The 15,515-nt window shown below is 37.5% G+C and carries 7 protein-coding genes, 2 tRNA genes and 2 rRNA genes (1 of these 11 cut by a window edge); 9 read left to right on the forward strand and 2 right to left on the reverse strand.

Going from position 1 to position 15,515, the window contains the following annotated elements; translation table 11 throughout:
- Positions 1 to 94 precede the first annotated feature (94 nt).
- Entirely contained in the window at positions 95 to 2,521 is a 2,427-nt protein-coding gene (locus RBH95_RS04520; RefSeq protein WP_307901528.1) for a DUF3352 domain-containing protein, read from the reverse strand.
- A gap of 84 nt (positions 2,522 to 2,605) precedes the next feature.
- Entirely contained in the window at positions 2,606 to 3,205 is a 600-nt protein-coding gene (locus RBH95_RS04525; protein WP_307901529.1) for a ribonuclease HII, read from the reverse strand.
- 205 nt (positions 3,206 to 3,410) lie between these two features.
- Between RBH95_RS04525 and RBH95_RS04530 the strand changes: the two genes are divergently transcribed.
- From RBH95_RS04530 to RBH95_RS04570, 9 genes are all read left to right on the forward strand, one after another.
- Complete coding sequence (locus tag RBH95_RS04530) at positions 3,411 to 6,365, forward strand: TonB-dependent receptor (RefSeq protein ID WP_307901530.1); 2,955 nt, start codon at positions 3,411 to 3,413, stop codon at positions 6,363 to 6,365.
- A 12-nt stretch (positions 6,366 to 6,377) separates the two neighbouring features.
- Positions 6,378 to 7,781, forward strand: coding sequence for a RagB/SusD family nutrient uptake outer membrane protein (locus RBH95_RS04535; RefSeq protein WP_307901531.1), 1,404 nt, complete (start codon positions 6,378 to 6,380; stop codon positions 7,779 to 7,781).
- 19 nt (positions 7,782 to 7,800) lie between these two features.
- Entirely contained in the window at positions 7,801 to 8,604 is an 804-nt protein-coding gene (locus RBH95_RS04540) for a hypothetical protein (RefSeq protein ID WP_307901532.1), read from the forward strand.
- A 238-nt stretch (positions 8,605 to 8,842) separates the two neighbouring features.
- Positions 8,843 to 10,741, forward strand: coding sequence for a S8 family serine peptidase (locus RBH95_RS04545; RefSeq protein WP_307901533.1), 1,899 nt, complete (start codon positions 8,843 to 8,845; stop codon positions 10,739 to 10,741).
- A gap of 264 nt (positions 10,742 to 11,005) precedes the next feature.
- Entirely contained in the window at positions 11,006 to 12,931 is a 1,926-nt protein-coding gene (locus tag RBH95_RS04550; protein ID WP_307901534.1) for a putative porin, read from the forward strand.
- Between the two features lie 619 nt (positions 12,932 to 13,550).
- Positions 13,551 to 15,075, forward strand: a 16S ribosomal RNA gene (locus tag RBH95_RS04555).
- Between the two features lie 85 nt (positions 15,076 to 15,160).
- A tRNA-Ile gene (locus RBH95_RS04560) sits at positions 15,161 to 15,234 on the forward strand.
- An 81-nt stretch (positions 15,235 to 15,315) separates the two neighbouring features.
- Positions 15,316 to 15,389: transfer RNA gene (locus RBH95_RS04565), tRNA-Ala, on the forward strand.
- A 108-nt stretch (positions 15,390 to 15,497) separates the two neighbouring features.
- Positions 15,498 to 15,515: ribosomal RNA gene (locus RBH95_RS04570) — 23S ribosomal RNA — on the forward strand (it continues 2,801 nt past the right edge of the window).
- The 16S and 23S rRNA genes sit together here with 2 tRNA genes alongside, the layout of an rRNA operon.

Raw genomic sequence — 15,515 nt, forward strand, 5'->3', positions numbered from 1 at the left:
AAGAGGTGTGTCATTTTGTATCTACTAAAGATACTTAAAAAATATCTCTTTTCAAAACCGTTGTAGCTATGGTTAATGGATATTAACGGGTTTTTTAGTTTATTTTATAGATAATTAAACTGTTCGATTCTCCCTTTGTAACGATTTCAACATTTTTATCCTTGTCAATTGAGTCTAAATCGATGGTTGAGTTTCCGTAGATTGGAAAGTTGGGTATAGATTTTCCTTGGCTATCAAAAAGGTAGATTTTTTTGGATTGTAAATCTGTAGTGGAAACATAGATCTTGTCGTTTACGTAAAATATTTTTGGTTCGGTATAATCACCATAGTCCAATTCAATAGAATGGGATTTAATGGTCAACTTATTTTCTGAAAGCGTTACCAGGGTTTTACTAGTGGTTGTTAAATGATGCGATTGACTTAGGTTTAAATCGGCACTATTTATTTTTCCGCTTTGATTTACTTGAAGCAGCACTCCTTTGTTTGTAGTGGTTGTGAATTTATCGTCATAGAGATAAATGTTGTTGCTTGAAAAATTTATAGCATCGTTTACTCGAACCCTTGTTTTGCCTACTCTGTCCAATATTTGGAGTTTGGTTCCTTCGGCAAATACTATGTAGTCCTTTCTGCCTATCCTAAAGTGTTGGGGTTGTGTGTTTATTGTATGAGCTGCTTTCTTAAATGTAAATCCCTTTACGGTTTTTCCTCTTTGGTCATACATCAACACCTCTTTGCCTTGGGTTACCAATAAGCGATATTTTTTCTTTTTATCATAATCAAAAACGGAGAGGGGTTGGGTAATTTCATCTTTAAAGTTTAATGGGAATGGCGAAACATCTTTACCGTTTCTGGCAATAACATATACGCGGTGGGGCGTTGCAAAGGCCAGTTGCAAACGTCCGTTTTTATAAATGTCAATTTGTTCAATTTTGCCTAAAATTTTTCCTTGAAGTTGTTTTTTCCAATGAACTTTCCCCTCATTGGAAATAAGGTATAAATTGTTTTTTACGTCCTGAACCACAATATCCTTTTGTTTGGTAATGTGATTGGTTACAAATTGAGGCGTTGTTAATAAATCATTGTCCAGGGTAATGGTGAACTCTTCGGAAACGGCATTGGAACTTTGTTTTGCTTTGTGTTTTTTGATACTGGCATTTACGTGTGCAAAATCTGAATCGTAAATGAATTGCATGGCGGAAGCTTTGTATTCATTGGTATTGAATTCAATGTCGTTGGTAAAGTTTTGTTTCAGGACAGAAAATAGTTCTTCATTATTACCGTAAATGAGCAAAGAAGATTCATCACTTAATTGTTCAGTTAAATTTTTGTAGTAACCCTGAGAGGATAGTGTATGATCATTTTGGTAGTTGGAGATGATGTCTTTTAAAAGCTCTAGGTTATCGCTAAACACAAAGTAATCGTCAAGAGTGATATAGTGGGAAGCATTTTCAACGGTGATAAGCGGTGAAAATTGCTCCTTAAAAATAGTTTGGAAATCAAAGTTGTAAATAGAAATGTCTCTATAGGTTTCTATGGGATTGCTCTCTTTTAGCTGCTCTAGGGTAGAAGTCTGGTCGATAGAATTAAGAAAGATAGCTTTTGAGTCCTTATTATATATAAGGCCAATTTCGTTGATGTTTTCAAAAAGGGCGTTTGGTGCAGTAAGGGAGTCTTTTTTATTAAAGCGATTGAGTTGTTCTTGAAACGTTTTGTAATTATTGTAGGTAAAACTTAAGAATGCTTCCGTGTTTGGCGGACATACATTACTAATTTTATTTTCTTGGGGAACTGTGTTCTTGAAAATGTTAATTAAACTTTTTGAGGAGTCAATCGCTTTCGTAATTCCATTAAGGGAAATGTCGTCCTGTGATAGCGTGACATCCAACATTAAGTAATCGGATAATTTCGCGCTAGATAATTCTTCTGTTTTGAAAACCTTTGGGAATTGATCATTGGATTTGTAAATAACGGAAAAGGTTTTGTCTGAAGAAGAAGCGTTAAGGGCTTTTTGTAATTCCAAATCTGTTGAGATTTTTGGTCTAGCCAATTCCACCAGGTGTTTTGAATTGGAGGCAAAAAATATGCTATCTATAATGGTGCTGTAGAAAACTTGATCCTCTAAGGTTGTTTTGTAGATGGATTTACTTTTGGTTTTTATAATGTCCTCTGTGTGTTTGATAAGCGAATCAAATTTTATTAAGGATGGCAGGTTTTTGGTAATTACCGCAAATTTCAAACTGTCGTTTTGATTCTGGCTGAAAGCTATGTAAACAGGGTGGTCTGTATTTAAATATGATAAAAAACCGAGATCTTTAAAGTTGGCAGCGGCATTATTGTTTTTTGACAGCGCTTTAATTAAATCATTATTATTTAAACTGCTTCTCAGGTTTTCTAGATTCGAAGTTTTTAAAATAACTTCAGTTTCTTCCGGAATTAATTGGTTGGGTTGGGGTTGTTCCGTATAGTTGGTGTTGCAGCTAAATAGAAGAGCTATGAAGAAACTTGCAAAAAAGTATTTCATATATAAAGAGGGGTTTTGATAAAATGAACTTTGCAAGGCAAATATACTTAATCGGAATCAAAAAAATGAAAAGAGTGTTAACGGTTATAGCTCTAGTTTTAATTGTTCGGGGAGTAACCGAAAGGATTTACGGTGGTATTTGGTAATGCCGTATTTTCTTATCGCTTCCCTATGCTCTTTAGTGGGGTAGCCTTTGTTCTTTTTCCAATTGTACATTGGGAATTCTGCATGAATTCGTTCCATATAGGCGTCCCGCTCTGTCTTGGCTATAATTGAGGCCGCTGCAATACTCAGGTATTTACCGTCTCCTTTAACAATAGTTTCGAAAGGGATGTCATTAAAAGGCTTGAATTTGTTGCCGTCCACAATGATAAATTCCGGTTGAGGCTGGAGTTGAAGGATGGCCTTGTGCATGGCAAGTATGGAGGCGTTTAATATATTGATATTGTCAATCTCTTCTGGCCAAATATGTGTAAATGCATAGGCGGTAGCTTTGTCTTCTATAACAGGTTTGAGCAGTTTGCGCTTAAGTTCTGTAAGCGCTTTGGAGTCATTAATTAAGGTGTTTTTTAGTTGTTTAGGAAGGATTACTGCAGCGGCAGTAACGGGGCCTGCTAGGCAACCTCTACCTGCTTCGTCAGTACCGCATTCTATTGAGAATTTCGAAAAATTGGATAAAAGCATTAAAATGTTAAATTTTCAGCAAAGTTAAAATTTTAACGCAACCAAATTGAATTTTATGCATCTATTGGTTGTTATACCGTGTTGAAACAGCAATTATTGCGCCTTTTTTTAGCCTGTTTTGCGTTAACACTTTTTTAATAAAATAACTTGCTTATTTAATATATTATTAAGATGTTTGCGCAAGACTAACTCAAATAATTGTTTTATGAAATTAAAGTTAACATGGTTAATGACGCTGTTTATGGCGTTAGTGATGCAGTTTTCCTATGCGCAGGAAAAAACGGTCACAGGAACAGTTATATCAGAAGCGGATGGTTTGCCTCTGCCTGGTGTAAATGTAATTGTAAAAGGAACTACCAGAGGTGTTCAAACTGACTTTGATGGTAATTATACTATCACAGCGAGTACAGGAGAAACTTTGGTGTTTTCGTTTGTAAGTATGAAAACTGTTGAGATGAAAGTAGGCTCAAGTAGTTCTATAAATGTTTCTATGCAGGAAGATGTTGCTGCTTTGGAAGAAGTAGTGGTTGTAGGGTACTCTTCAAGAGATGAAACAAAGGTTTCTGGAGCGGTTTCAGTTGTAAAGGCTGAAGCTATCGAGCAGGTGCCAATTGCTTCTTTTGATCAGATTCTTCAAGGTCAGGCTCCTGGGGTTCAAGTGTCTGCAGGGTCAGGTCAGCCAGGGCGTTCTGCAAGAGTAAGAATTAGAGGTAACGGGTCTATTAATGGTAGTAACACGCCATTATATATTGTGGACGGGATTCAAGTAGGTGCAGGTGATTTTGCAGCATTGAACCCTAATGATTTTGAAAATATTTCGGTGCTTAAGGATGCCAGTGCTACTGCACAATATGGTTCTAGAGGTGCGAATGGGGTTATTGTAGTAACAACTAAAAAAGGTGCTTTTGGAGAGAAGACAGAGTTTAAATATAGAACTCAGTATGGTATCTCTAAAGTAGGAAACTCGCGTTTTTCTATGATGAATTCACAAGAATTATTGAATTTCCAAAGGTTGATTGGTAGTGGTTTAGGTGCCGATAAAACGGATGCTGAAATTGCGGAATTGGCTCAGGTAGATACTAATTGGGAGGATTATTTCTTTAGAACAGCACAAACTGTTTCTCATGAAATTTCTATGACTGGAGGTTCTGAAAAATCAAGATACTACAGTAGTTTGAGTTATTTTGATCAAGAAGGTATTTCTGTGAGATCAGATTTTAAGCGTTTTACATTTAGAAATAACTTCGAGTCAAGACCTAATGACAAGACGAAAATTGGATTCAACTCTTTAGTGGCTTATTCAATTGATCACGGTGTGGATTCTGAGGCATCGGTTACATTACAAAACCCTTATGCTGCGGTGTATTTAGCCTCTCCTTACGACGCCCCTTATAATGCCGATGGAACATTTGCTACTGGTAATGGAAGAGTAGGAGCAAATGCATTGGAAAACCTATACGATAACGGTAGAGAAGGTAAACAAATCAGATTTACTGGGTCTGTTTATGCCGAGCGTGAATTATTTAAAAATATTAGCGCTAGAACTGATTTAGGTGTTGATTTTACGCAGGATAATGCTTTTAGATATGCTGATCCTAGTACGCATTATGGAAGTACAACAACTCCTGGTAATGCCGGTTTTTACACGGAGTCAAATAACTATTTCGCAAACATTACGTCTACTACAAGATTGGTATATGACAATGTGTTTGCAGATAAGCATAGCTTAACTGCTGGAGTTTATATGGAGTATGTTAAAACACACTCTAGATCTAGTGGATTTACTGGTTACGGAATTAATCCTACTTTGCCAGGTGTACCTGCAGGGATTAGTGAAGGAACACCAGATAACGAATTAATTCCAACGGTTTCAGGAAGTGTTCTAGAGCGTGGTTTGTTCTCATATTTTGGATTGGTTAACTATGATTTTGACGGACGTTTTGGTATAGATGCTTCTATAAGACGAGATGCTTCTTCTAAGTTTGCTGATGAAAACAAATGGGCTACATTTTACTCTGTTGCTGGTAGATGGAACATATCTAATGAGGAATTCCTTGCAGGAAACAAGACTATTAATAACTTGAAACTAAGAGCGAGTTACGGTACTTCTGGTAACCAAGATGCTGTTGCGGATTATTCTGAATCTACGGCCTATGGACAAACTTCTTATAATGGTAACACTGGAATTGCCTTTGGAAGAATTGGAAATCCAGAGTTGAAATGGGAGGTGTCTAACCAATTTAATGTTGGTTTGGATTATGACTTGTTTAATTATAGATTATCAGGTTCTGTTGAATATTATAACAATAAAACAACAGATTTATTTGTAACCTATAATTTATCTCAGGCGTCTGCTGGTGTAGGAAGTATCCAAGCAAATGCTGGATCTATGAGAAATGCTGGTTTTGACGTTAGCTTAACTGGAGTTTTAGTGCGAACTGACGATTTCCAATTTGAATTGAATGGAAATTTCAACTATAACGAAAATGAAATCTTAGATTTAGGACAAGTTAATGAATTTGAGCAAGGAACCTCTATTATTAGGGAAGGTTTGCCTCTTGGGTCTCATTATATTGTTGGTTGGGCAGGTGTAAACCCAGCGAATGGACAACCTTTGTACTATGATTTGGATGGTAATGTTACTAATGTATATAGTGAAACTAATTCTGTTGCAAAATATGGAAGTTTTAACCCTGTTTGGACTGGTGGTTTTGGAGCTAGAGTGACTTATAAAGCTTTTGAATTGTCTACATTATTTACTTTTGCAGCTGATTATTACAGGTTTAATAACCAAACGTTTTTCCAAGAAAATCCTAACTTTGCCCAGTACAACTTGTCTACAGCAATGTTAGATATGTGGCAACAACCTGGCGACATTACTGAAATCCAAAGTAGTGATTTCAACAGAGAATTCTCTTCTAAAGATATTGAAGATGCCTCGTTTACTAAGTGGAGAAATTTGACAATAGCCTATAATCTTCCTCAAAGATACATTGACAGTATCGGTTATATCAGTGGCTTAAGATTATATGCTCAAGGACAAAACCTTTATACTTGGACTGAGTTTACCGGTTTCGATCCTGAAGATGATAATAATATTGCTCAGTACGAGTATCCTACACCAAGAACGTTTACGATTGGTTTGGATGTTAAATTTTAAAAAAAAATGACTATGAAAAAAATATCAAAATATCTATGCATGGCCCTATTAATGGGTGGTATATATTCTTGTGATAATGCCATTAATGTAGCGCCAGACGATGAGATTTTAGAAGAAAATGCCTTTACCAATGTTGATGATTTAGAAAGAGGTATCTATGGTGTGTATGCCGGTATTTCAGGTTCTAATATCATTCAGTGGTCATCGCGCTTTACTGATGATTTAAGAATTGCTGAAACAAACAGAGGACAGGGAATACAAGTTCACAGATGGTCTATTAACCCAGGTACTGATGAAGTGGGTGGTTTATGGGGCAATATGTACAACGTTATTGCTAGAGCCAATAGAGTTTTAGACGCAATGGAAAGCATTACGCCTCTTAATGAAGAGGAAGAGGCAACTATGCAACGCATTAAGGCAGAGTGTTTGGCGATTAGAGCTATGGAGCATTTTGATTTGTTGAGATTGTTTGCTCAAGATTATGAAAATGGGTCTTTAGGAGTGCCAATCATTGACGATGTATATGTATTCGAGCAATTTCCGCGTAACACTGTAGGTGAAGTATTTACTTTTGTGAATGCCGATTTAACAGAAGCATATAATTTATTGAGTGCATCGTATACTGACAATACTCGTTTAACAAGGACTGGTATTAATGCTTTGAGAGCGCGCGTTGCTTTATATCAAAAAGATTATGCTTCAGCAATAAGTTATTCAACACAAGTTATTAATGCATCGCCTTTGGCAATGGGTGCAGAATATTTTGGAGTTTGGACTGATGAGGTGGAAACAGAAGTTGTATTTAAATTAGCCAGAACTTCAGGAGATGGTGCTGTTGGTACTATATTTACTGATACGAATGACGATCGTTTCTTTAATATTTCATATAGCTTATTTGACTATATGGCTGCTAATGGCTGGACTAATGACATCAGAACATTCATTACAATTGACACTGATAATTTTGATGTTGATGATTTAAGAGTTGGTAAATATTTAGGAAGTGATGCTAATCCTGGCTTAAATGATATCAAAGTGTTCAGAACAGGGGAGCAATACTTAATTAGAGCAGAGGCATATGCTAGGACTGGATCTTTGGATTTGGCAGCTCAAGATGTTGAAGCGTTACAAAACGCTCGTGTGTACCAAGGAGGTCCTGTAACGCCAGTATCATATGGTAGTCTTAGCAATGCTTTGAATGATATTTTAGCAGAAAGACGCTTTGAATTGGCGTATGAAGGACATAGATTCTTTGATTTGAAAAGATTTGGATTAGGTGTAAACAGAGGTGCTGATGATTGTGCAGATTCTGCAGATCCTTGTTCATTGGATAGTACTGACTACAGAATGGCATTACCAATTCCTTCGGCTGAAATTTTTGCCAATGACGTAATCCAACAAAACACTCAATATTAATTTTTGAAATTATAAAAAAATGAAAAAGTATTTATTTATACTGTCTATATTTACGCTTTTCTTGACATCGTGTGATGAGCAAGATCCGGAATTATACGACGGGCCTAGTTTGATATATTTTACAGAGGGGACTTCAGGTAGATTTTTCGTAGAGGATACTCCTGAATCAAGCACACAAATTGTGGTTGGAGTTACGAAGGCAGCCTCTACTGATAGAACGTTTACTGTGGCGGTAAATGAAGAGCTAACTACAGCTACGCCTGATCAATATGAATTCCAATCTTATACATTTACAATACCTGCCAATGAGTATCTTGGTTATGTTGAAGTGTTTGGAAATTTCGATGCCATTTCAACGCAAGGTTCTACTTTAGCAATTGAATTGGTAGATATTCAAAATGCAGAAGTTGCTAATTTTGATACTACATTCCTTTTAGGATTAAACCAATATTGCCCTGTAGATTTGCCAGGTACCTCATTTAATGGCTCTGCTTTCATTGGTACGTCTTTGGTAAATAATTTCCAAGGAGAATTGGTACCTACCGGAGGATTGAATGAGTATTCAATTGCTAATGCTTGGGGAGAGTTTGTAGCGGCTGCTACAGGTGATGACTCATACCTTGGTCAATATTATTACCCAGTGGTTATCCAAATTGGTTGTGATTATAATGTTAGTCTAACTCCGGCTAATACTAACGGTATCCCTGGTGCTGGTGGTACTGGTGTTTATAATGATGGAGCTGGAGTAATTAGCTTGAGTTTAACTCAAGGTTTGTTTACAGAACCTTTTAATGTTGAAGTGGACTTGGTTTTAGTACCATAAGCATATAAAATTCATTTAAATTAAAGGCCAGAAAGTTTTAAATTTTCTGGCTTTTTTTATGGAATTTTTTTGTCCTCATAAAGATAAATTGTTTAGTATTTGTGTCTTTAATTAAGATATTTTCTAAGAAAACCTCAAATAATGTTAAATGGAGTTGTGAAAGGAAGAGTTAAATGCTGTTCCTTTTTTGTTTTATATGCTGTATAATGCTATATTTGGCCGCGATAAAAAAATCACAATGAAAAAAATTACAATAATGTTGGCCATGTGTTTGACCATTAATGCAATGGGGCAGACTAAAAATCAAGTGTCGAAGTATATAAGTGACGAAGACAAAGCTAATCTTACGCTGTTGTCAGAACGATTCCAGGATGAGTATGAAAAGTCTTTGAAAGCGGCATTGGAAAAATACCCTAGGATTATTGAACATGATGGGAAAATTAGTTACTTACAAGGTTTGAGAATGGATGGCTCTCCTATATATGTTACTTCTTACAATGCGGGAGCTGCGGAAACTGTGCAAGCCGATGATTTGTATACTGGAGGTGCTTTAGGTTTAGATCTTTCTGGTGCAGGTTTAAACTTAGGATTGTGGGAAGGTGATGCTGTTAGAAGTAACCATCAAGAATTGACGGGAAGAATTGATCAGCAAGATTTTCTCATTTTCTTTAATTCTAATGATGAAACAAACCATGCAACTCACGTAGCTGGGACTATGATTGCTTCGGGAGTAGATCCTGAGGCTAAGGGTATGGCTTACGGGGCCTCTATAATAGCTTATGATTGGGATGGTGATTTGCCTGAAATGGCTAGCGAAGCGGCTTCAGGAATGTTATTGTCAAATCACTCTTATGGATTAAATGTGTTTAATGATGATGATGAGCTTGTAATTCCAGTTTATTGGTTTGGTAAGTATGATAATAAATCTAAAGCTTTGGATGAATTATTATATGAAGCTCCCTATTATCTACCGGTGTTAGCAGCTGGAAATGATAGACAATTGGCCTCTGCTGCGACAAATAAAGGAGGGTTTGACATGCTTCAAGGTTTTTCTAACGCTAAAAATGCTATTACCGTTGCTGCTGTAAATGAAGTTATAGATTATACCAGCGAATTTAGTGTTCAGATGAGTAATTTTAGTAATTGGGGGCCTACAGATGACGGAAGAATTAAGCCGGACATTTCCGCTAAGGGGGTAAGTGTGAAATCTTCAGTATCTACAGCCAACAATGCCTATGCTTATATGCAAGGAACTTCCATGGCCACTCCAAGTGTTACTGGAACTTTAGCCTTATTACAAGAACATTATAATAATGTAAATGACATTTATATGAAGGCAGCTACCGTAAAGGCTCTTATGGCTCATACTGCCTTGGAAGCTGGTTTTAATGATGGTCCTGACTATAAGTACGGGTGGGGATTGTTAAATGCTAAAGATGCTGCAAATTGTATTACCAATAATGGAGTGTCATCTATAGTTGCGGAAACAGAATTGGCTAATGATGAAACATATACTACTAATGTAACGGCCGTTGGAGGAGAACCTCTAGTGGTTACTATTAGTTGGACTGATCCAGAGGGGACTGTGTATACATCTTCTAATCCTGATGATTTGGAAGATAATCCAATCGCTATATTGGTGAATGATTTAGATGTTCGTGTAACAAATACAGACAACACATATCTGCCATGGAAATTGGATCCCGCTTTTCCAAATGGAGGGGCTACTAAAGCCGATAACACCGTAGATAACATTGAGAAAATTGAAGTAGATAATCCTTCAGGGGAATACACTGTTACCGTATCGCACAAAGGTACATTAGAGGGGGATGTACAAGATTTTTCTATTGTAATTACTGGAATTGACGCCACTTTAGGAGTTGATGATAATCAAGCACAGAATGTTGCTGTTTGGCCAAACCCAGCTAAAGATGTTATTAATCTTAAATTAACATCCGTAGAGAATAATTCTAACGTTAGCTTGTATGATATCCATGGACGTATGGTATATCAATCTGAATTAAAATCATCTAGTTTGTTGCATACTATAAACGTTAAGGAATTTGCTTCAGGTGTTTATTTCTTGAATGTTGAAAATGGAGCACAAACCTTTAACAAGAAGATTGTTATTGAATAATATTTAGTTGTAATTAAACTTATCTACTTACTTAAGATAGGTTTTATTAAAATGACCGCAATAAGGATTCCTTTATTGCGGTTTTTTTATGATATATTTTCTCGTAATCATGACTTTTGGTATAAGATCAAGCCTCTATTTTAAGCTTTTTTTGCATATAATAATCTCTCATTAGTTTCGTTTTAAATACTTACTTTTGCTGCATATTTTACAATAGGTATGAGGAAATTACTTTTGCTGGTTTTTATTTTTTTTGTTCAATTAATGACCGCTCAAATTAAAAAATTTGATAAGCCATTAGGGAGAGAACGTAATACCACTATTGATACCACTTCACAATCCTCGAGTGTAAGGGACAGTAAAAGAACTTCAAAGGATAAAAAGGCAACCATTGATATGTATAAAATGGTATCTCATGATTTGGACACGACCTTGGTGGATACTTCGCTTACCATAAAAAAGGATTATAAATTTAATTACCTTAGAAAAGATAATTTTGAACGGATTGGTTTTTTAAATACAGGCCAAACATTTAATTCCTTAAGTTACGATCTTTCCAATACGGATGTTATGCCCATGTTTGGAGCTAGAGCAAGGCATTTTAATTACATGGAAATAGAGGATATTTATTATTACCAGGTTGCTACGCCGTTTACAGAACTTTTTTACAAAACAGTTTTTGAACAAGGACATCTTTTGGATGCACTGTTTAGTGTAAATACCTCTAAGCAATTTAATATGACTATTGCCTATAAGGGATTGCGTTCGTTGGGGAAATACCAACATCAACTTACTAGTACCGGTAATTTTAGATTTATTACTAATTACACCACCAAAAATAATAGGTATAAATTGAGAGGGCATATAGTTATGCAAGATCTGCTTAATGAGGAAAATGGAGGTTTAAGGGATATTGACTTGGTAAATTTTGAATCAGGAAACAAGGAGTTTAAAGATAGGTCTGTGTTTGATCCAGTTTTTGAAAATGCCGAAAATATTTTGGAAGGGAAGCGATTTCATTTAGAACACCAATACCAAATTACCAAATCAAATGATTCTTTGCAGAAGGCTGTGCTCAATGTTGGACATGTTATTTCTTTTGAAGATAAATACTATCAATTTGTTCAGAGTAGACAAAATGAATTTTTTGGCGAAGCTTTTCTAAGTAACCAAATCAACGATAAGGTTACACTTGAGGATTTTAGGAATCGTTTTTTTGTCAACTTCAAGGAGCGAACTTTGGGAAATATTAAAGTAAACTTGGATTATTATAATTATAATTATGGGTATAATGCTTTGGTAATCTTGGAAGGAAGCACTATTACCAATCGCTTAAAGGGTGATGTAGTAGAAGCAGGAGGGGCGTATGAGAATACTTTTGGAAAGTTTCAAGTAAAAGGAGAGTTTGGTATTAATGTGGCAGGAGATTTGAAAGGCAATTTTTTTAAGGGTTCTGCAGGCTATAGTTTTTCAGATGATATTAAATTGGGGGCTACTTTTAATTCAAGCTCCAAGGTGGCAAATTACAATTACCTGTTGTACCATAGTGATTACCTTAATTACAATTGGGATAATTCTAATACATTTAACAATGTTCAAACACAACAATTAGCTGTAGAATTGAAGTCTGAGAAGTTTGCTACTATTTCCTTGGACTATTCCAATATTACAAATTACACATATTTTGCGGAAGATGATACCTCCGGCGGTATAAAACCATTTCAAACAGATAATATAGTAAATTATTTAAGGTTGAAATTAAACAAAGAAATTGGGTTCGGTAAATTCGCTTTGGATAACACCATCATGTATCAAAATGTGTTGAATGGCGATAATATTTTAAATGTTCCTCAGTTTATTACCAGAAATACCTTTTACTATTCCAATCATTTCTTTAAAAAGAAGGCATTGTTTTTACAAACAGGGATCACTTTTAAATATTTTACCGAATATAATATGAATGGATACGATCCACTGCTTGCAGAATTTTATGTTCAAAATGACACGAAAATTGGAAACTTTCCTATGTTGGATTTTTTCGTGAATGCAAAAGTGAGAACAATGCGAATATATTTGAAGGCCGAACATTTCAATTCTGCATGGACAGGTTATAAATTTTATTCGGCTCCCAATTACCCGTATCGTGATTTTATAGTTCGTTTCGGTTTGGTCTGGAACTTCTTTTTGTAGCAGGCTATAGAATTTATATTAAACAGAAGACATGCCAAGGCATGTCTTTTTTGTTTTGGACTATCCTTTATATATATGACAAAGGGCTATTTTGTATTTATGCAGGCTGTACACAATATATATAGTATGTATTCAAAAAGGGGGTGTCTAGAACAGCTCAACACACCACTTCCTATAAACCATGAAACATTTCCACAATCAAACACTTCAATTTCAGACTTCTAAAATTCCTATCTCAAAATATTTTTCAAAAACACAAAAAAAGAGTTGCACATATCCAAAAAGGCGGTATATTTGCACCCGCAAAAACAGCGAGTGCTGTTGTAGCGGAAGGAGTTCATTGAGAGTATCGGTTATAGGGGTTTTGAGAGGTGATTGCGCCACGAAAAAAAACTTTTTAAAAAAAAAAACCGAACTGTTTGTGAGACTCAAAAAAGGGTTCTATATTTGCACCCGCTTAAGCGCTGAGCTTAAGAAAAACAAAGAAGACAAGTTCATTAACATATTGAATTGACAGCGTAAGATTGGATCTTTAATAAGATTTGGTCGAACAAAGAACAAGCCATTTTGAGAACCAAGAAAATTCCGTTTCGGGAGTCTGAATAATATTTAAGATTTAACGATGAAGAGTTTGATCCTGGCTCAGGATGAACGCTAGCGGCAGGCCTAACACATGCAAGTCGAACGGCAGCGGGGAAAAGCTTGCTTTTCCGCCGGCGAGTGGCGCACGGGTGCGTAACGCGTATGCAACCTACCTCTTACAGGGGGATAGCCCAGAGAAATTTGGATTAATACCCCGTAGTATACCGATGTGGCATCACAATGGTATTAAAGTTTCGGCGGTAAGAGATGGGCATGCGTTCTATTAGCTAGTAGGTGTGGTAACGGCACACCTAGGCGACGATAGATAGGGGCCCTGAGAGGGGGATCCCCCACACTGGTACTGAGACACGGACCAGACTCCTACGGGAGGCAGCAGTGAGGAATATTGGACAATGGGCGGGAGCCTGATCCAGCCATGCCGCGTGCAGGAAGACTGCCCTATGGGTTGTAAACTGCTTTTGTACGGGAAGAAACACTCCTACGTGTAGGAGCTTGACGGTACCGTAAGAATAAGGATCGGCTAACTCCGTGCCAGCAGCCGCGGTAATACGGAGGATCCAAGCGTTATCCGGAATCATTGGGTTTAAAGGGTCCGTAGGTGGACCGGTAAGTCAGGGGTGAAAGCCTGCAGCTCAACTGTAGAACTGCCCTTGATACTGTCGGTCTTGAGTCGTTGTGAAGTGGTTAGAATATGTAGTGTAGCGGTGAAATGCATAGATATTACATAGAATACCGATTGCGAAGGCAGATCACTAACAACGTACTGACACTGATGGACGAAAGCGTGGGGAGCGAACAGGATTAGATACCCTGGTAGTCCACGCCGTAAACGATGGTCACTAGCTGTTCGGACTTCGGTCTGAGTGGCTAAGCGAAAGTGATAAGTGACCCACCTGGGGAGTACGTTCGCAAGAATGAAACTCAAAGGAATTGACGGGGGCCCGCACAAGCGGTGGAGCATGTGGTTTAATTCGATGATACGCGAGGAACCTTACCAGGGCTTAAATGTAAGTTGCATGATCTGGAAACAGACTTTCTTCGGACTACTTACAAGGTGCTGCATGGTTGTCGTCAGCTCGTGCCGTGAGGTGTCAGGTTAAGTCCTATAACGAGCGCAACCCCTGTTGTTAGTTGCCATCGAGTAATGTCGGGAACTCTAACAAGACTGCCGGTGCAAACCGCGAGGAAGGTGGGGATGACGTCAAATCATCACGGCCCTTACGTCCTGGGCTACACACGTGCTACAATGGTAGGTACAGAGGGCAGCCACTGCGCGAGCAGGAGCGAATCCACAAAACCTATCACAGTTCGGATCGGAGTCTGCAACTCGACTCCGTGAAGCTGGAATCGCTAGTAATCGGATATCAGCCATGATCCGGTGAATACGTTCCCGGGCCTTGTACACACCGCCCGTCAAGCCATGGAAGCCGGGAGTGCCTGAAGTCCGTCACCGCGAGGAGCGGCCTAGGGTAAAATTGGTAACTAGGGCTAAGTCGTAACAAGGTAGCCGTACCGGAAGGTGCGGCTGGAACACCTCCTTTCTAGAGAAAGACGACGAAACTGGAAAAAGGAGCTTAAGGTGCGCCTGTTCTTTTGCTGTTAATTTAAAAATGACCTATTAAGTAGAGTCTCATAGCTCAGCTGGTTAGAGCGCTACACTGATAATGTAGAGGTCGGCAGTTCGAGTCTGCCTGAGACTACAAATTAATAAAGGAAATTCTGGAGGTTGAGCAGTGGTTAGTCACTAACTACTAACTACTATGTACTAACATCTGGTATATGGGGGATTAGCTCAGCTGGCTAGAGCGCCTGCCTTGCACGCAGGAGGTCATCGGTTCGACTCCGATATTCTCCACGAGTCCCATAGGGACAGAAGTTCATTGACATATTGGAAAGATATACATGAAAAATAAAATGTTATTGTAACGAGCAATAACGTAACTCATTAAAAAGACAAAAAGTACAATAAGCTAAACAAGGG

The organism is Mangrovimonas sp. YM274 (assembly GCF_030908385.1).
Classification (GTDB): Bacteria; Bacteroidota; Bacteroidia; order Flavobacteriales; family Flavobacteriaceae; genus Mangrovimonas_A.